At 67.7% G+C, this 16,248-nt stretch carries 15 protein-coding genes and 2 pseudogenes; 9 read left to right on the top strand and 8 right to left on the bottom strand.

Going from position 1 to position 16,248, the window contains the following annotated elements; all coding sequences use genetic code 11:
- Window positions 1-64: 64 nt before the first annotated feature.
- Both cysK and QP165_RS19180 read right to left on the bottom strand, forming a co-directional pair.
- Window positions 65-985, bottom strand: coding sequence for a cysteine synthase A (cysK, locus tag QP165_RS19175; RefSeq protein WP_056024711.1), 921 nt, complete (start codon window positions 983-985; stop codon window positions 65-67).
- A complete protein-coding gene (locus QP165_RS19180; protein ID WP_333996848.1) occupies window positions 982-2,334 on the bottom strand; it encodes an MFS transporter in 1,353 nt (450 codons plus the stop codon). The genes cysK and QP165_RS19180 overlap by 4 nt, the downstream gene beginning before the upstream one ends.
- A 430-nt stretch (window positions 2,335-2,764) precedes the next feature.
- On the opposite strand from QP165_RS19180, the gene pdhA reads away from it, so the two are divergent.
- Both pdhA and QP165_RS19190 read left to right on the top strand, forming a co-directional pair.
- Entirely contained in the window at window positions 2,765-3,772 is a 1,008-nt protein-coding gene (pdhA, locus tag QP165_RS19185; protein ID WP_333997070.1) for a pyruvate dehydrogenase (acetyl-transferring) E1 component subunit alpha, read from the top strand.
- Window positions 3,772-5,196 carry a pyruvate dehydrogenase complex E1 component subunit beta gene (locus tag QP165_RS19190; RefSeq protein WP_056024720.1) on the top strand — a complete coding sequence of 475 codons (1,425 nt, stop codon included), beginning with the start codon at window positions 3,772-3,774 and terminating at the stop codon, window positions 5,194-5,196. Before pdhA ends, QP165_RS19190 begins: the two co-directional genes overlap by 1 nt.
- 75 nt (window positions 5,197-5,271) lie before the next feature.
- Here QP165_RS19190 and QP165_RS19195 read toward each other — a convergent pair whose 3' ends face one another.
- From QP165_RS19195 to QP165_RS19205, 3 genes are read right to left on the bottom strand one after another with little or no spacing between them, the layout of a single operon-like run.
- On the bottom strand, window positions 5,272-5,919 hold the full coding sequence (locus tag QP165_RS19195) for a TadE/TadG family type IV pilus assembly protein (RefSeq protein ID WP_333996849.1): 648 nt from the start codon (window positions 5,917-5,919) through the stop codon (window positions 5,272-5,274).
- A complete protein-coding gene (locus QP165_RS19200) occupies window positions 5,916-6,542 on the bottom strand; it encodes a TadE/TadG family type IV pilus assembly protein (protein WP_333996850.1) in 627 nt (208 codons plus the stop codon). Before QP165_RS19200 ends, QP165_RS19195 begins: the two co-directional genes overlap by 4 nt.
- Entirely contained in the window at window positions 6,539-8,188 is a 1,650-nt protein-coding gene (locus QP165_RS19205) for a TadE/TadG family type IV pilus assembly protein (protein ID WP_333996851.1), read from the bottom strand. Before QP165_RS19205 ends, QP165_RS19200 begins: the two co-directional genes overlap by 4 nt.
- A gap of 70 nt (window positions 8,189-8,258) precedes the next feature.
- Here QP165_RS19205 and QP165_RS19210 point away from each other — a divergent pair, with 70 nt between their 5' ends.
- Both QP165_RS19210 and QP165_RS19215 read left to right on the top strand, forming a co-directional pair.
- Window positions 8,259-8,957 (top strand): hypothetical protein, encoded by a 699-nt coding sequence (locus QP165_RS19210; RefSeq protein WP_333996852.1) that lies wholly within the window; start codon window positions 8,259-8,261, stop codon window positions 8,955-8,957.
- Window positions 8,958-9,033: 76 nt separating this feature from the next.
- Window positions 9,034-9,507, top strand: coding sequence for an EF-hand domain-containing protein (locus tag QP165_RS19215; RefSeq protein ID WP_333996853.1), 474 nt, complete (start codon window positions 9,034-9,036; stop codon window positions 9,505-9,507).
- On the opposite strand, the pseudogene trmFO reads toward QP165_RS19215, so the two are convergent.
- Window positions 9,443-10,826, bottom strand: a pseudogene (gene trmFO / locus QP165_RS19220) (methylenetetrahydrofolate--tRNA-(uracil(54)-C(5))-methyltransferase (FADH(2)-oxidizing) TrmFO). The gene QP165_RS19215 and the pseudogene trmFO sit on opposite strands and share 65 nt — an antisense overlap.
- 58 nt (window positions 10,827-10,884) lie before the next feature.
- Between trmFO and QP165_RS19225 the strand changes: the two are divergent.
- From QP165_RS19225 to QP165_RS19245, 5 genes and pseudogenes are all read left to right on the top strand, one after another.
- Window positions 10,885-11,316 carry a DUF488 domain-containing protein gene (locus tag QP165_RS19225; protein ID WP_056024739.1) on the top strand — a complete coding sequence of 144 codons (432 nt, stop codon included), beginning with the start codon at window positions 10,885-10,887 and terminating at the stop codon, window positions 11,314-11,316.
- 69 nt (window positions 11,317-11,385) lie between these two features.
- A pseudogene (locus QP165_RS19230) lies at window positions 11,386-11,818 on the top strand (TonB-dependent receptor plug domain-containing protein); the annotation flags it as partial.
- 270 nt (window positions 11,819-12,088) lie between these two features.
- A complete protein-coding gene (locus tag QP165_RS19235) occupies window positions 12,089-13,801 on the top strand; it encodes a TonB-dependent receptor (RefSeq protein ID WP_333997071.1) in 1,713 nt (570 codons plus the stop codon).
- A gap of 8 nt (window positions 13,802-13,809) precedes the next feature.
- Window positions 13,810-14,559, top strand: a complete 750-nt coding sequence (locus QP165_RS19240; RefSeq protein WP_443019341.1) for a tetratricopeptide repeat protein — start codon at window positions 13,810-13,812, stop codon at window positions 14,557-14,559.
- A complete protein-coding gene (locus QP165_RS19245; protein WP_333996855.1) occupies window positions 14,553-15,236 on the top strand; it encodes a Fe2+-dependent dioxygenase in 684 nt (227 codons plus the stop codon). The genes QP165_RS19240 and QP165_RS19245 overlap by 7 nt, the downstream gene beginning before the upstream one ends.
- A gap of 19 nt (window positions 15,237-15,255) precedes the next feature.
- Here QP165_RS19245 and QP165_RS19250 read toward each other — a convergent pair whose 3' ends face one another.
- Complete coding sequence (locus QP165_RS19250) at window positions 15,256-15,993, bottom strand: FAD:protein FMN transferase (protein ID WP_333996856.1); 738 nt, start codon at window positions 15,991-15,993, stop codon at window positions 15,256-15,258.
- Window positions 15,957-16,244, bottom strand: coding sequence for a hypothetical protein (locus tag QP165_RS19255; RefSeq protein WP_333996857.1), 288 nt, complete (start codon window positions 16,242-16,244; stop codon window positions 15,957-15,959). Before QP165_RS19255 ends, QP165_RS19250 begins: the two co-directional genes overlap by 37 nt.
- Window positions 16,245-16,248: the final 4 nt, after the last annotated feature.

Raw genomic sequence — 16,248 nt, forward strand, 5'->3', positions numbered from 1 at the left:
GTGGTCTCTTCGCCGGGCGCGTCCGGTAGGGCGCCGGCGTCGCCACGCGCGTCGATCATCGTTGTCACTGCTCCGGAAGGAAGTCCGGCACCGACAGATAGCGCTCGCCGGTGTCGTAGTTGAAGCCGAGGACGCGGACGTCGTCGGGCAGGTCGGGCAGCTTCTGCAGGATCGCCGCAAGCGTCGCGCCCGAGCTGATCCCGACCAATATGCCTTCCTCGCTCGCCGAACGACGCGCCATGTCCTTGGCGACCGCGGCATCGACCTCGATCACGCCGTCGATCGCCTGGGTGTGGAGGTTGGCGGGGATGAAGCCCGCGCCGATGCCCTGGATCGGATGCGGCCCGGGCTGGCCGCCCGCGATCACGGGCGACGCGGCGGGTTCGACCGCATAGACCTTGAGCGATGGCCATTCGGCCTTGAGCGCCTGTGCGACGCCGGTGATGTGACCGCCCGTACCGACCCCGGTGATGATCACGTCGATCGGCGAATCGCGGAAGTCGTTGAGGATTTCCTGTGCCGTCGTACGGACATGCACGTCGATGTTCGCAGGATTTTCGAACTGTTGCGGCATCCACGCACCGGGCGTCTGCGCGACGAGTTCGCGCGCACGCTCGATCGCGCCCTTCATCCCCTTTTCACGCGGGGTGAGATCGAAGGTCGCACCATAAGCGAGCATCAGGCGGCGGCGTTCGAGGCTCATGCTCTCGGGCATGACTAGCACGAGCTTGTAGCCCTTGACCGCGGCGACCATCGCGAGACCGACGCCGGTGTTGCCGCTGGTCGGTTCGATGATCGTCCCGCCGGGCTTCAGGCGGCCATCCGCCTCTGCCGCCTCGATCATCGCGAGCGCGATCCGGTCCTTGATCGAGCCGCCGGGGTTCGAGCGTTCGGACTTCACCCAGACCTCGGAGTCGGGGAACAGCTTCGACAGGCGGATGTGCGGCGTGTTGCCGATCGTGTCGAGGATCGTGTGGGCCTTCATGGCTTGGCTTCTCCGTGCTGGGGTTCGGTCTCTAGTATCTCTGGCGGATCAAAGGTCTTGGCGCGTCCGAGTTCCGGGAACAGGCGCGCCCAGCCGATCGTGACGGCAATAGCACCGACGCCCCCGAACACCACTGCACCGACCGGACCGAGCATCGCCGCCATCACGCCGCTCTCGAACTCGCCGAGCTCGTTCGATGCCGAGATCGTCAGCTGCGAGACCGCGCTGACCCGGCCGCGCATGACGTCGGGGGTGTGAAGCTGGATCAGCGACTGGCGGACATAGACCGAGATCATGTCGGCACCCCCCGCGACGATCAGCGCGACGAGGCTGAGCAGGAAGGCGGGGTGGACGGGGATGCCGGCGATCGTGCCGGGCGCGATGCCGAGCAGGTCGACGATCGGCGTGGCAACGCCGAAGGTCAGGATCGCGAGCCCGAACACGACGACCGCGATCAGCATCTTCACGCCGACATTGCTGCTCATCGGCCGGAACGAGAACCAGATCGCGGTGACGGCGGCGCCGATCCCCATTCCCGCCGCGAGCACGCCGAGGCCCTGCGACCCGACATGGAGGATGTCGCGCGCATAGACGGGCAGCAGCGAGGTGGCCCCCGCCAGCAGCACCGCGAACAGGTCGAGCGTGATCGTCGCGAGCACGAGCCGGTTGCGGCGGACATAGGTGAAGCCCTCGATGATCCGCGCCAGCGGGCGGTGATCGGTCTGCGCGGCGGGCTGTGCCACCGGGCCGATCAGGAACATGAAGACGAGCGCGACGAGGAACAGCAACGTCGCGACGCCGTAGGCGACCTCGGGATGGATCGCGTAGAGCAGCCCGCCGACGCTCGGCCCGGCGATCGTGCCGACCTGCCACGCGATCGAGCTGACCGCGATCGCGGTCGGCAGGACCGCGCGCGGGACCAGATTGGGGGCGAGCGCGGAATAGGCCGGGCCCGAGAACGCACGCGCGACGCCGAATGCGACCGCCGCGGTGAACAGCGCGCCGAGCGTCAGATGGCCCGACCAGGTCAGCAGCCAGAGCGTCGCCGCGGTCAGCACGAGCAGCCCCGTGGTCCCGCGCACGATCCAGCGACGGTCGAAGCTGTCCGCGACGAGCCCGGTGATCGGGGTCAGCAGGAACAGCGGGACGAACTGCGCAAAGCCGATCATCCCGAGCATGAACGCGGCCTGGCGGATGTCCATCGTTTCGCGCGCGAGATTGTAGACCTGCCACCCGATGACGATCGACATCGCGCTGACCGCGATCGTGCCGGTGAAGCGGGACAGCCAATAGGCGCGGAAATTGGCGATCCGGAAGGGATGCTGATGCGGGTCGATCGTCGGGTCCATCGTCCCGGGCTTTAGGGGGAAGCGCGCGCGAAGGGCAACCGGAGCTTTGCTTGGGGCGGGGATAGGGCGGGGGCGGCGCCGCCTCTACCGGTCGCTGTCGTCATGCTCCGTCAGGCTCCGTCATGCTCCGTCACCCTGACGAAAGTCAGGATCGAGAGTTACAGGCGCTGTCCTGCGTTACTCTGGATCCTGACTTTCGCCAGGATGACGGGGGGAGGGGCGGCGTCCGGCTGAGGCAAAGCATGCGGCAGGGGACCCGTTGCGCGCGACGAGCCGCGGGGGCTCGGAGCCGCGCAGAACCGCATACCCCAGACGGGAATTGATGTTCGGCCCCGTCCGCGCCTATAGGCTCCATCAACTCCCCTACGGAAAACGAGGTTTCCCACATCGTGGCCAAAGCCCCCCAGCACGCGCAATCGCCGAACCGCCGATCACCAACCGCGAACGACCGGCCGAACCCAAGCCGTACGAGCCCAGCAAGGACGAACTGCTCGCCTTCTACAAGCAGATGCTGCTGATCCGCCGTTTCGAGGAAAAGGCGGGGCAGCTTTATGGCCTCGGCCTGATCGGCGGGTTCTGCCATCTGTACATCGGCCAGGAAGCGGTCGCGGTCGGGCTGCAGTCCGCGCTCAATGGCGACACCGATTCGGTGATCACCGGCTATCGCGACCATGGCCACATGCTCGCCTACGGGATCGACCCCAAGGTGATCATGGCCGAGCTGACCGGGCGTGGCTCGGGCATCTCGAAGGGCAAGGGCGGGTCGATGCACATGTTCTCGACCGAGCATAAATTCTATGGCGGTCACGGCATCGTCGGCGCGCAGGTGTCGCTGGGCACCGGCCTCGCGTTCAAGCACAAATATTCCGACGATGGCGGCGTCTGCATGGCCTATTTCGGCGACGGTGCGGCGAACCAGGGCCAGGTCTACGAGAGCTTCAACATGGCCGAGCTGTGGAAGCTCCCGATCATCTTCGTGATCGAGAACAACCAGTACGCCATGGGCACGAGCGTCAATCGCGCCTCGGCCGAGGACCAGCTCTATCGCCGCGGCGAATCGTTCCGCATCCCCGGCATCCAGGTCGACGGCATGGACGTGCTGGCGTGCCGCGGTGCCGCCGAGGAAGCGCTGGCATGGGTCCGCGCGGGCAAGGGCCCGGTCATCCTCGAGATGAAGACCTATCGCTATCGCGGGCACTCGATGTCCGATCCGGCGAAGTATCGCACGCGTGACGAGGTCCAGGCGGTCCGCGACAAGTCCGACCCGATCGACCACGTCAAGAAGCTGCTCGACGCGCAGGGCGTGACCGAGGCGGACCTGAAGTCCATCGAACAAGAGATCAGGAAGACCGTGAACGAAGCCGCCGATTTCGCCGAACAGACGCCCGAGCCGGATGCCGCCGACCTGTACACCGACGTTCTGGTGGAGTCGTACTGATGGCGATCGAGATCAAGATGCCCGCGCTCTCGCCGACGATGGAAGAGGGTACGCTCGCCAAATGGCTCGTCAAGGAAGGCGATAGCGTCAAGTCCGGCGACATCATGGCCGAGATCGAGACCGACAAGGCGACGATGGAGTTCGAGGCGGTCGACGAAGGCACGATCGGCAAGATCATGGTTGCCGAGGGTACCGACAATGTGAAGGTCGGCACCGTCATCGCGACGCTGCTCGAAGAGGGCGAAAGCGCCGATTCCGCGCCGACCGAGGCGCGCGCGGGCGAGGCCGCCAACGCCGCGCCGAAGGAAACGCCGTCGGACGACAAGGCACCGCCGGTTCCCGAGGGTGCCTCGCCTGCCAAGGCCGAGAGCGGCACGCAGCAGCTCGTCGCGTCGGCGGAGAAGGTCGGCAAGACCGATCCGGCGATCCCGGAGGGTACCGAGATGGTCAAGACGACCGTCCGCGAGGCGCTGCGCGATGCGATGGCCGAGGAAATGCGCGAGGACGACCGCGTCTTCGTGATGGGCGAGGAAGTCGCGCAATATCAGGGCGCGTACAAGGTGACGCAGGGTCTGCTCGACGAGTTCGGCGAGCGCCGCGTGATCGACACGCCGATCACCGAATACGGCTTTGCCGGCATCGGTGCGGGCGCGGCGATGGGTGGTCTCCGCCCGATCGTCGAGTTCATGACCTTCAACTTCGCGTTGCAGGCGATCGACCACATCATCAACTCGGCGGCCAAGACCAACTACATGTCGGGCGGCCAGATGCGCTGCCCGATCGTGTTCCGCGGTCCCAACGGCGCTGCGTCGCGCGTCGGTGCACAGCATTCGCACAACTTCGCGGCCTGGTATGCCAGCGTCCCCGGCCTGATCGTGATCGCGCCCTATGACGCGGCGGATGCCAAGGGTCTGCTCAAGGCGGCGATCCGTACCGAGGATCCGGTCGTGTTCCTCGAGAACGAGCTGATGTACGGCCGCAGCTTCGACGTGCCCAAGCTCGACAACCATGTCCTGCCGATCGGCAAGGCGCGGACCGTGCGCGAGGGCAAGGACGTCACGATCGTCAGCTATTCGATCGGCGTGGGCATCAGCCTCGAAGCCGCCGAAAAGCTGGCCGAGGAAGGCATCGATGCGGAGGTCATCGACCTGCGCACGCTGCGGCCGCTTGACACCGAGACGGTGCTGAAAAGCCTCGCCAAGACCAACCGCATGATCATCGTCGAGGAAAACTGGGCGACCTGCTCGATCGCGTCGGAGATCGTGTCGGTGGTGATGGAGCACGGCTTCGACGACCTCGACGCGCCGGTGCTCCGCGTGACCAACGAGGACGTGCCGATGCCCTATGCGGCGAACCTCGAGAAGCTGATGCTGGTCGACGTCGCCAAGGTCGTCGCCGCGGCGAAGAAGGTGACGTACAAGTAATCGGGTCGGGCTCGGGCACGCCGTTTCGGCGGGGTGCCCGGACTGCCGGGCGGCGATGCCCGGAAAGTCACCGCGTCAGGCGGTGAAGGTCGAGCAGGATGACGCGGTGCCGGTCGACTGGACGTCGTTAACCTTGCGCTCGCGGACCATCATGCCCGTGACCGACCGCAGCGTCCGCGCGCCGAGAAAGCTGTTCGAGATCAGCGGCTGGTAGCGATAGACGACCTCGACGAAGATGACCTCGTCATTGGGTCCCGCGGCGATCTTGCGATCCGACGGGCCGATCCCCTGTACCCCGAGCGATGCTCCTGCGACGCCATAGGACGAGGTGGCGGTCATCGCACCGGTGCAGCGCTGCCAGCGGATCTTCTGGTCGGTCACCTTGCCCGCGCCATCGACGATCGGCTGGACGCTCGAGACGATCACCCGCCCGTTCGCGGCGAAGTTGAGCGTCGCGCCCGTCGTCTTGATCCCGTCGAGCGATTCGGTGATGTCGGCCTCGCTGATGCCGATCCGGATGCGCGCGATCTGATCGGTCGTCAGCGTCGCGATGTCTCCGATCTTCTGCGTCGCATAGGCGAGGTTGACGGTTTCCATCCCCACCATCGTCAGCGCGATGAAGATCGGCATCGACAGCGCGAATTCGAGCATCGCGACGCCCGACCGGTTGCGTGCGAGCGCGCGGAGGCCGGCACGCGGCGGCGAAGCGGGTGCGAGCGTCACGACTTGCACCGGATCGTGGGGGAGGCCTGCGCCTCGAACGGCTGGCGGCGGACGACCGTGGTCGCCTGCGTCGAGGCGCGCGCGGTGCCGCCGATGAAGCGGTGCACGGGCAACAGGCGATCATAGCTCACGGTGACGGTGTATTTGACGATGTCGTCGGCGCCGCCGATGCCGTCCGCACCCGCGGTGACGATGTTGCGCACGCCATTATTGTCGACGTCCTCCCAGCAGTCCGACTTGTCGGGGACGCCGTTGCCATCGGTATCGACCGGCCCGTCGAGGATGCCGTTGTTGTTGAGGTCCTGCGTCAGGCGTTCCAGCGTACCGAAGCTGTTGTAGCGATTGACGCTCCCGCGGACGATATTGATCGTCGCGGCGGGCGCGACACGCCTGATCTGCGTGCGCAGTTCTGTCTCGCTCGTGCTGGCATCGGCGTTCTGCAGCGTGACCGCCCGCGTCAGCGTCTCGAGCGCGCCGAGCGTGACCGAGCGGACATAGGCCTGATAGCCGACCTCCATCGTCCCCATGATGATCACGCACAGCGGCACGAGCAGGAGCGCGAACTCGGGCAGAGTCGCGGCACGCCGGTCGGCGGCGAGGCGCAGCGTCGTGCGCGGGATCATTTCGACAGTCTCAGCGAACCGATATTCTCGCCAATGTCCTGAAACGCCTTGTTGAGCGCAGCACTGTCGGCGGCGCGATAGCCATAGCCGGCGCCCGACGAGCAGGCCTCGAGATCCGCCGACAGCGTCGATCCGTTGCCGAACGAGATCGCATAGATCTGCGCTTCCATGTTCTTGATCGCCGCGCAGGTCATCAGCAGGCGCTTGCTGTGATTGTCGTCGGACGTGTCGCGGTCGCCATTGTTGGTGATCCGCCGCCAGAAATATTCCTGCGCATAGGCGCCGTAGCCCAGATTGCCCGTGTCCATCTCGCCGTCGGTCATGAGGATGACGTACCGCTTCACAGGGAACCCGTTGTAGAACTCCGGGTTTTCCGTGCCCCACAGGCCGGTGCGCGACAGGAACCGCGCCGCCCAGAGCATCCCGATGTCGAGATAGGTACCGCCATTGGCGACGAACCCGTTGTTGAAGGCGAAGTAGTTGTTGAAATCGCTTCCCGTCATCGCGCCCAGTTCGCGCATCGGTTTGGGGCAGGCGTACTGCGCGACGCCGGTTGCGTTGGGATCCGCCATCGTCCAGCGCCGTTCCGTGCTGGTCGGTGTTTCGTCGAACTTCAGGTCATACGCGTTGGCGGGGATATTGCCGGGAATCTGGTAGCTCGAGGTCGCGGTAATGAGGTTGCTCGTAGCGCGCTCCTCGACGCAGCCGTCCCATGTCTTGCTGATCCAGTCGGCGTCATGCGAGGTGGTAGCGGGCGCATAGGCGCAGCTGCTGCTGTAGGCGTTGCAGCGTGAATAGCGATAGGATCCGCTGCTGTTGAACCAGCTGGGATTGCGCGAATACAAGGTCGTTCCCGCAGCGCCGGTACTGAACCCGGGATTGGTCATCTGCGAAAAGGGGACGATCGCCCAGCGGATCCGCTTGCGCGAGCTTGAGGATGCCGCCGCGAACTGATCCTCGATGATCGCCATCTGGGCTTGCAGCGATTTCAGCGCGTCCCTCAGGCCCTGCATGCGCGAGACGTTCGTGGTACCGCTTCGCTCCTCGCCGACATAGCTCACGTTCTTGCCGTTGACGGGCAGCGTGTAGCCGGATTCATTGTTGGCATAGGTACTGCACGTCGCCGCGGTCCGCGACGGCGCGCACGCCATCGAGCCCGTCGTGTCGAGCACGAGGACGATGTCGATATTGGCGTAGTCGTCGCGCGCGCTGCACGTCACCGAGACCGGGATCGTCGCCGTGCCGAACAGCCGCATGATCGCGGTGTTCATCGTCGTCGACAAGGTCAGGTTGATCGTGTCGGTGGCACTCGTCAGCGTCGGCGTGACCGGGAACGCGGTCGTGTCCAGCGAGCGCTGCGGAAAGTTGAAATTGACGTAGCTGGTGACCTGATCCGTCACCGGGGTGGTCAGCGAACCGCCCGCGCCCATCGTGCGTCGCCCGGCAAGAACGCCCGCGTCGCAGGCCTGCTGGAGCCGCGTGCGGACGAGATAGGCGCGGCTGAGATCGAGGCCTGCGCCGACGAATGCGGTCATCGGCAGGATCGCGGCGGCGACGATCGCCAGGACGTTGCCACGCGTGTCGCGCGCGAGCGAACCCAGGAAACCTCGTGCGGACGATGATGCTCTAGTCTTGCGCAATCGCATGGCGGGCCAACGTAAGGGGGGCATTCGCCCGTGCCTTACGCCGGGAGTTCATAAGCGGAGCACAAGCGATATGGTTAACGGGCGCGGCGATGATGGAGCCGGGGAGGGACATGGCATCCCGACGCTCGCCGAGCGCGAACGGGGGCTGGCGATCGGCTACGCGCCTTCGGCCGTACGGCCGAGGCTGGAGGCGCTGTTCGCGCTCGATACGACGCTGGGGGCGATCCTGAAGACGACGCGCGAACCGATGGTGGGGCAGATGCGGCTGACCTGGTGGTATGAGGCGCTGGTCAGGCTGGACAGCGCGCCGCCGCCCGCCGAGCCGGTCCTCCAGGCGCTTGCCGCGCATGTCGTGCCGCGCGTGTCCGGGGCTGCGCTGGCCGCGATCGCCGAGGGCTGGGAGGCGCTGCTCGAGACGCCGCTCGAGGACGATGCGGTCGAGCGGTTCGCGCAGGGGCGCGGCGGGTTGCTGTTCGCGGCAGCGGCGAAGCTTTCAGACGTCGAGGATGCGCGGATCGCGCTCGCCGGGCAGGGCTGGGCGCTGGCGGATCTTGCGCTGCGGCTGTCGGACGACGCGCGGGCGGCCGCCGTCGCGGCGCGCGCGCGTGAGCGGCTGGACCGCGCGCTGACGGGACGCTGGCCACGCCGCGCGCGGGCGCTGGGGGCGCTCGCGCTGCTCGCGCGGGCGGACGTCGATCCGGCGCGCCGGCCCGCGGGAAGCCCGGCGCGGGTCGGGCGGCTGCTGCTGCACCGATTGGTCGGATACTGACCGATCGGATTGGGCGCGACAGACGGAGGCGCTAGCGTGGCGACCGGGGCGATGTCCGCCTGCGGGGAGAGCGGCGATGTGGCGATACCTGACGGGTGGGGCGGCGCTGATCGCGTTCGCCGGCGCGGCGGTCCTCTTCCTGGGAGGGAAGGCGCCATCGGCCGCGGTGCTGAAGCCGCAGCCCGCGGGTCGGGTCGCGGGGCGCGCGGGCATGGCGCCGGAGCCGTTACCTGATGCGGCGCCCGAGGCGACGGAATTGACGCGCGAGCAGAAGCGCTTCGACCGCTACGACAAGGACCGCGACGGCGCGGTGACGCGCGACGAATATCTCGTCGCGCGCCGCAAGACCTATGCGAAGCTCGACGTCGACGGCGACGGGCGGCTGTCGTTCGACGAATGGGCGCTCAAGGCGACGACGAAGTTCGCGGCCGCGGACAAGGACCGGTCGGGCGCGATGACCCCGCCCGAATTCGCCGCCACCGCGGTCAAACGGAAGCCGTCGTCTCGGGCTGCCTGTCCGCCGGTTCCGGCGCCGTCGGAGGAGAGTTGAGCCACGCCGCCAGCGCCGCGCGGCCCCGGTCGGTGTACATGCGCTTGCGATCGGTCTTCTTCGTCCGGCCGGGGATCGGCGGGAAGAGACCGAAATTGACGTTCATCGGCTGATAGGTCTCGGCCTCCGCACCTCCCGTGATGTGCCCGAGCAGCGCGCCGAGCGCGGTCGCGAAGGGCGGCGGCGTCAGCGTCTGCCCGGTCAGCTCGGCCGCGGCGAACCGCCCGGCGAGCAACCCGATGCCGCAGCTCTCGATATACCCCTCGCAGCCCGTGATCTGGCCTGCGAAGCGGATGTTGGGGCGCGATTTCAGGCGCAACGTCTGGTCGAGCAGTTCGGGCGACCGGATGAAGGTGTTGCGGTGGAGGCCGCCGAGCCGCGCGAATTCGGCGTTTTCGAGCCCCGGGATTGTGCGGAACAGCCGGACCTGGTCGGCGTGCTTGAGCTTGGTCTGGAAGCCGACGATGTTCCACAGCGTGCCCTGCGCATTGTCCTGGCGGAGCTGGACCACAGCGTAGGGCCAGCGCCCCGTCTTGGGATTGTCGAGACCGACGGGCTTCATCGGACCATAGCGCAGCGTGTCGACGCCGCGCTCGGCCATGACCTCGATCGGCATGCAGCCGTCGAAATAGGGGGTGTCCTTCTCCCAGTCCTTGAACGGGGTCTTCTCGCCGTCGACCAGACCCTGGTGGAAGGCGAGATACTGGTCCTTGTCCATCGGGCAGTTGATGTAATCCTTGCCCCCGCCTTCGACGTCGGCGCCCTTGTCCCAGCGCGAGGCGAACCACGCGGTGTCCATGTCGATCGAGATCGCGGTGGACGATGGGTGCGAGCGCGTCGAAAAAGGCAAGCGCCTCGCGGCCGGTCTCGGCCCCGATCCCGGCGGCGAGCGAGGCGGCGGTCAGCGGGCCGGTGGCGATGATCGTCGGGCCGTCGGGCAGCGCGTCGATCCGTTCGCGGACCAGCGTGATGTTCGGGTGCTGGTCGATCGCCTCGGTCACGCTGTTCGAGAAATTGTCGCGGTCGACCGCGAGCGCGGAGCCTGCGGGGACGCGGTGCAGATCCGCCTGCCGCATGATCAGCGAGCCGAGCGTGCGCAGTTCCTGGTGGAGCAGGCCGACCGCGTTGCTTTCGGCATCGTCCGAGCGGAAGCTGTTCGAGCATACCAGCTCTGCGAGGCCGTCGGTCTGGTGCGCGGGCGTCGCTTCGCCGCTGCCGCGCATTTCGGACAGGCGCACCTTGAGGCCGGCTTCTGCGAGCTGCCAGGCGGCCTCGGATCCGGCAAGGCCGCCGCCGATAACGTGAATGTCGTGGGTCATCTCCGTCAGATAGCGCCGGACGCTTGCCGTGTCAGGTCTGCAATCCCATTTCGACGCCATGAAAATCTTCACGATCGGGTACGAAGCCACGACGATGCCGGACTTTATCGGCACGCTTGCCGCGGCGGGCGTCGAACGAGTCATCGACGTCCGCGCGCTGCCGCTGTCGCGCCGGCCGGGGTTTTCGAAGACATCGCTCGCCGCGTCGCTCGGCGAGGCAGGGATCGGGTATGTCCACCTCAAGGCGCTGGGCACGCCCAAGGCCGGGCGCGACGCCGCGAAGAAGGGCGACGTCGCGACGCTGACCGCGGTGTACGAGGCACAGCTCGAGCTGCCCGAGGCGCAGGCGCAGGCGGCGATCATGCTCGGGCTGGCGGCGGAGAAGCCGAGCGCCCTGCTCTGCTACGAACGCGATCCGTGTCATTGTCACCGCACGCTGCTGCTCGACGCGGTGGGCGATGGCGCGGAGGTGGTCGACCTTTTCACCTGACGCGGCGGGTCGTGCTATTGACTCTGATAATCAGTCGCAATAGCGAGGAGCCCGTAAAGGGGTTCCATCATGTCCAACATTTTGTCACGGCCGGTCACGGCCGGTCGCTTCCTTGCGCTCTCCTGCGTCGGGTTTCTCGCCAGTGCGCCGGGGCATGCGGCAGACGCGCCGCGCACCCGGCCCGTCGATGCCGATACGCCGCAGGTCGGTGATATCCTCGTCAAGGGTCAGCGACCGACCGACGACGAACCCAAGCGCGTCGCGCCCTTGCTCGATACGCCGCGATCGATCCTAGTCCTGCCGAGCGAGATCATCGAGCAGACCGGGTCGAACAGTCTTCAGGATGCCCTTCGTACCGTGCCGGGGATCACCTTCGGCGCGGCGGAGGGGCAATCCGGTCGGCGACCGGCCGTTCATCCGCGGCTTCGACAGCCAGGGGAGCATCTATCTCGATGGCGTCCGCGACCTCGGCGCGCAGAGCCGCGAGGTCTTCGCGGTCGACAATGTCCAGATCGTCCGCGGGTCGGACTCGACGCTGGGCGGGCGGGGATCGGCGGGCGGCTCGATCAACGTCGTGTCGAAACTGCCGCAGCTCGACACGTTCGTGCGCGCAAGCGCGAGCTATGGCGAGGCGTCGTACAAGCGGACGACCGCGGACGTGAACGTCAAGGTCGCGGATACGGTCGCGGTGCGGATCGCGGGGCTGTGGCACGACCAGGACATTGCCGGTCGCGACGCGCTCTACGCGCGGCGCTGGGGCGTCGCGCCGAGTGTGACGATCGGGCTCGGCACGCCGACCCGGCTGACCGCGAGCTACTATTATCTCGAAAGCCACGACCTTCCCGACAGCGGGATCCCGTATCTGAACACGCTTGCCAACGCGCCGGGAACGGGGACGATCCGGGTCCGCCCCGCGATCGGCACGGTCACGCTCGCCGACGGCAGCACGGGGCGGGTCGATCGCGCGACCTTCTATGGTCTGGCGAACCGCGATTTTCGCGACACGACCAACCATCAGGCGATGCTGCGGGTCGAGCATGACTTCGGTGCGCTGACGCTGCGCAACACGTCGCGGTTCAGCGACAGCGTCCAGCGCTATATCTACACGCAGCCCGATGACAGCCAGGGCAACGTGTTCGCGACCGGCCGCGTCTGGCGGCGCGCGAACACGCGGGACAGCCATTACGAGAGCATCGTCAACCAGACCGACCTGTACGGCGTGTTCAGAACTGGCGGGATCGAGCACAGCATCTCGGTTGGCGCCGAACTGTCGGCCGAGCGCGCGCGACGTGGCACGTTGCTGGTCACGACAGACCCGCGCTGCACCGCCGAGGGGGTGGCGCGGTACAATTGCACCAGCCTGTTCGCCCCCAACCCCTATGACCCCTGGGTCAATTCGGTAAGCGGCACCGACGCGACGGCGACGCCGATCGTTCCGAGCGCGCAGACGACGCGCGTTCAGAACAGCGCGACGAGCAAGGGGGTCTATGCGTACGACTCGATCACGCTGATGCCGCAGCTCGTCCTCAACCTCGGCGCGCGGTACGATCACTTCCGCTCGGTCGCGATCGCGGCGGGCGCGACGCAGGTCCGCGTGACGCGGGCGGACGATCTGTTCAACTGGCAGGCGGGGCTCGTCTTCAAGCCGACCCCGGAGACCAGCGTGTATGCGAGCTATGCGACGGCGGCGACACCACCCAACAGCCTGCTCGGCGAGGGGCGCGAGGACAATGCGATACCCGCCAACGCGACCGGTGCGAACGCGGCGCTGCTCGACAGCCTGAAACCGCAGAAGACCAGGAGTTACGAGGTCGGCGCGAAGGCGAACGTGCTTGGCGAGCGGCTCGCGCTGAGCGTTGCGGCGTTCCAGACCGAGATCAGCAACGCGCGCGTGACGGGCGACGACGCCACCGTCGCCTTTGTCGGCGAGACGCGGATCCGCGGCATCGAGCTGTCGGCGACGGGGACGATCGTGCCGGGCTGGACGGTGTTCGGCGGCTACAGCTATCTTGATCCCGAGATCGTCGATGGCGGCTTCACCGCGCTGACCGCGCCCGCGGTTGGGGCGCAGCCGGCCCGGATCGTCGCGGTGCCCTCGGTCAACACCGGTCGCCAGCTGCAGCAGACCGCGAAGAACAGTTTCACCGCGACGACCAACGTGACGCTGTTCAAGCGGCTCCAGCTCGGCGGCACCGCGATCTACATGGACAATGTCATCGGCGGCTATCAGGACAATCGCACCGCGACGCAGACCGCCGCGGGCGTGGTCACGGTCAATCCGGCGACCAAGCTGATCGTGCGCGACGTGCCCAGCTATTGGCGGTTCGACGCGCGCGCGAGCTTCGCGCTGACGCCAAGCATCGAACTCGCGGTCAATGCGCAGAACCTGACCGACAAGACCTATTTCAACCAGGTGTTCACGACGCATTATGCGGGGATCGCGCCGGGGCGGACGATCTTCGGCACGATCAACCTGAAGTTCTGAGGAGAGCGGTGGTGACGACGATCGATGCGCTGACCCCCGAGGCGATCGCGGCGCGACTGTCGGGTGCGCCCGAAGAGCGGACGGCGTTGATCCGCGAGGGTGCCCAAGCGGGGCTCGCCGAGGCGCAGGCGGTCTATGGCCAGATGCTGCTCGACGGCGCGGGGGTGCCCTGCGACCCCGCCGCCGCGCTCGGCTGGTTCGTGCGGGCGGCGGCGCAGCATCACCTGATGGCGCTCAACATGGTCGGGCGCTGCTACGACCTTGGCTGGGGGACGGCGCCGGACAAGGCGAAGGCAGCGGCGTGCTACCGCATCGCTGCCCAACGCGGGCTCGACTGGGCGATGTACAATTATGCGACGCTGCTGACGCTGGGCGAGGGCGTCCCCGAAGACCGGGTGGCGGCGCTCGGCTGGCTGCGCCGCGCGGAACGGGACGGCGTGGGGCTCGCACGCGCCAAGGCAGTCAACGTCATCGGCAGCTTCCACGAGGATGGCTGGGCGACGCCGCGGAGCATGACCGATGCGGCGGCATGCTATGCGCAGTCCGCGGAAGGCGGCGATTTCCGCGGCTGCTTCAATCACGCGCGGATGCTGGGTGCGGCGGGCGACGTCGCGGCCGCGCTGCGCTGGCTGACGCGTGCGGGCGAATGGGGCACCGCGTCGTTCGTCGCCAAGGCGGAGGCCTGGCTTGCGAAAAGCGATGTCGCCGCGTTTCGGAGCGAGGGCGTCGCCGCGCTTCGCCTGGGTGCCGCATGCTGATCGCGATCCCCGATGTGCTGAGCCCGGCGGAGGTCGCGCGCGTGCGCACGATCATCGACGCGGGATCCTGGGTCGACGGCAATGCGACATCGGGGGCGCAGAGCGCGCTCGCCAAGCGGAATGCGCAGCTGCCCGAGGACAGCGCGGCGGCGCGCGAGGCGGGCGGCATCGTGCTCGACGCGCTGGGGCGAAGCGCGCTGTTCGTTGCCGCCGCATTGCCGCTGAAGGTGTTTCCGCCGTTGTTCAATCGCTATGCCGGCGGGCAGGATTTCGGGCTTCATGTCGATACCGCGGTCCGCGTCAAACGCGGCAGCGACTTCCGGATCCGCAGCGACCTGTCGGCGACGCTGTTTCTCGAGGATCCCGCGGATTATGACGGCGGGGAATTGATGATCGAGGGGCAGTTCGGGCCGCAATCGGTCAAGCTGCCCGCCGGGCACATGGTGCTCTATCCCGCGTCAAGCCTCCACCGCGTCATGCCGGTCACGCGGGGCACGCGCACGGCGTCGTTCTTCTGGCTGCAGTCGATGGTCCGCGACGAGGAGTCGCGGCGGATCCTGTTCGATCTCGATCAGGCGGTGCAGGCGGTCTCGGTCGACAAGGGGCTGGCGGACCCGAGCGTCGTGCACCTGACCGGGGTGTATCACAATCTGCTGCGGCGCTGGGCGGACGTCTGAGCCGAGCCGGGCGGGCGGGTCAGTCGTCGAGCATCGCGTGCAACGCGGGCGAGAGATGCTCGACTTCTCTGCCGTCGATCACCGTCACCAGCCGCGCCGCGATCCCCAGATCCGATGCGAGCGCGAGACCGTCGACGGGCCCCAGCACGCTCAGCGCGGTGGCGAAGGCATCGGCGGCGGCGGCGGTGGCGTGGATGACGCTGGCGGAGACGACACCGGTCGCGATCGGCCGTCCCGTGCGCGGGTCGAGCGTGTGCGCCCCCCGGCGGTAGTCCCCCGACGTCGCCACCGCGAGTCCGTGCAGCGCGATCCGCAGCGGTGGCAGCACCATGCCCGGCGGGCTTTCGAGATCGACCCACCACGGGTCGCCATCGGGCTTGACGCCACGCCCTACCAGTTCCCCGCCGATCTCGACCAGTGCATGTTCGATCCCGTGCGCCCGGAGCAGATCCGCGACCGCGTCGACCGCATGGCCCTTCGCGATGCCCGACAGATCGAGCGCGACGCCGCCCGGCTGGTGGAGCATCGCGCCCTGCGTTGCCATTGCCTGCGTCGCCAATGTGAGCCGCTGCCAGCCGGAAAGCGCGCGCGCCTGTGCGATCGCCGCGTCGTCGGGGCGGCGGGGCTGGCCGGTCGCGCCGAACCCCCAGGCATCGACGATCCGGCCGATCGCCGGATCGAACGCGCCCTCGGTCGTGCGGGCAATCGACAGCCCCTGCGTCATGCACTGCGCGAAATCGGGGGAAGCGCGAACCACGTCCCCGCGGCTGCGCGGTTGAAGCGGGACAGCAGCGATTGCGACGCCCAGTGGCTCATCTCGGCGACCAGCCCCGCCAGTCGCGCGACGATCGCCCGGTCGAGCGTTGCCACGTCGATCCCGCTGCGGGCCGCGAAGCGCACGCACCAGCTCGTACCCATCGTCTCGCCGCGCAGGTCGACGAGCGTGGCGGCGGGATCGCGCTCGCGGAACGCCGCGGGGTCGATCGATGGCGGCAGCGCTATCCGCACGACG

The organism is Sphingomonas sp. 22R3R2A-7 (genome assembly GCF_036856055.1).
Lineage (GTDB): Bacteria > Pseudomonadota > Alphaproteobacteria > Sphingomonadales > Sphingomonadaceae > Sphingomonas.

Excerpts from the sequence above, each read along its gene's own strand:
- cysK (WP_056024711.1), bottom strand. The coding sequence starts at position 985 with ATGAAGGCCCACACGATCCTCGACACGATCGGCAACACGCCGCACATC.
- QP165_RS19180 (WP_333996848.1), bottom strand. The coding sequence starts at position 2,334 with ATGGACCCGACGATCGACCCGCATCAGCATCCCTTCCGGATCGCCAAT.
- QP165_RS19190 (WP_056024720.1), top strand. The coding sequence starts at position 3,772 with ATGGCGATCGAGATCAAGATGCCCGCGCTCTCGCCGACGATGGAAGAG.
- QP165_RS19200 (WP_333996850.1), bottom strand. The coding sequence starts at position 6,542 with ATGATCCCGCGCACGACGCTGCGCCTCGCCGCCGACCGGCGTGCCGCG.
- QP165_RS19205 (WP_333996851.1), bottom strand. The coding sequence starts at position 8,188 with ATGCGATTGCGCAAGACTAGAGCATCATCGTCCGCACGAGGTTTCCTG.
- QP165_RS19210 (WP_333996852.1), top strand. The coding sequence starts at position 8,259 with ATGGTTAACGGGCGCGGCGATGATGGAGCCGGGGAGGGACATGGCATC.
- QP165_RS19215 (WP_333996853.1), top strand. The coding sequence starts at position 9,034 with ATGTGGCGATACCTGACGGGTGGGGCGGCGCTGATCGCGTTCGCCGGC.
- QP165_RS19225 (WP_056024739.1), top strand. The coding sequence starts at position 10,885 with ATGAAAATCTTCACGATCGGGTACGAAGCCACGACGATGCCGGACTTT.
- QP165_RS19245 (WP_333996855.1), top strand. The coding sequence starts at position 14,553 with ATGCTGATCGCGATCCCCGATGTGCTGAGCCCGGCGGAGGTCGCGCGC.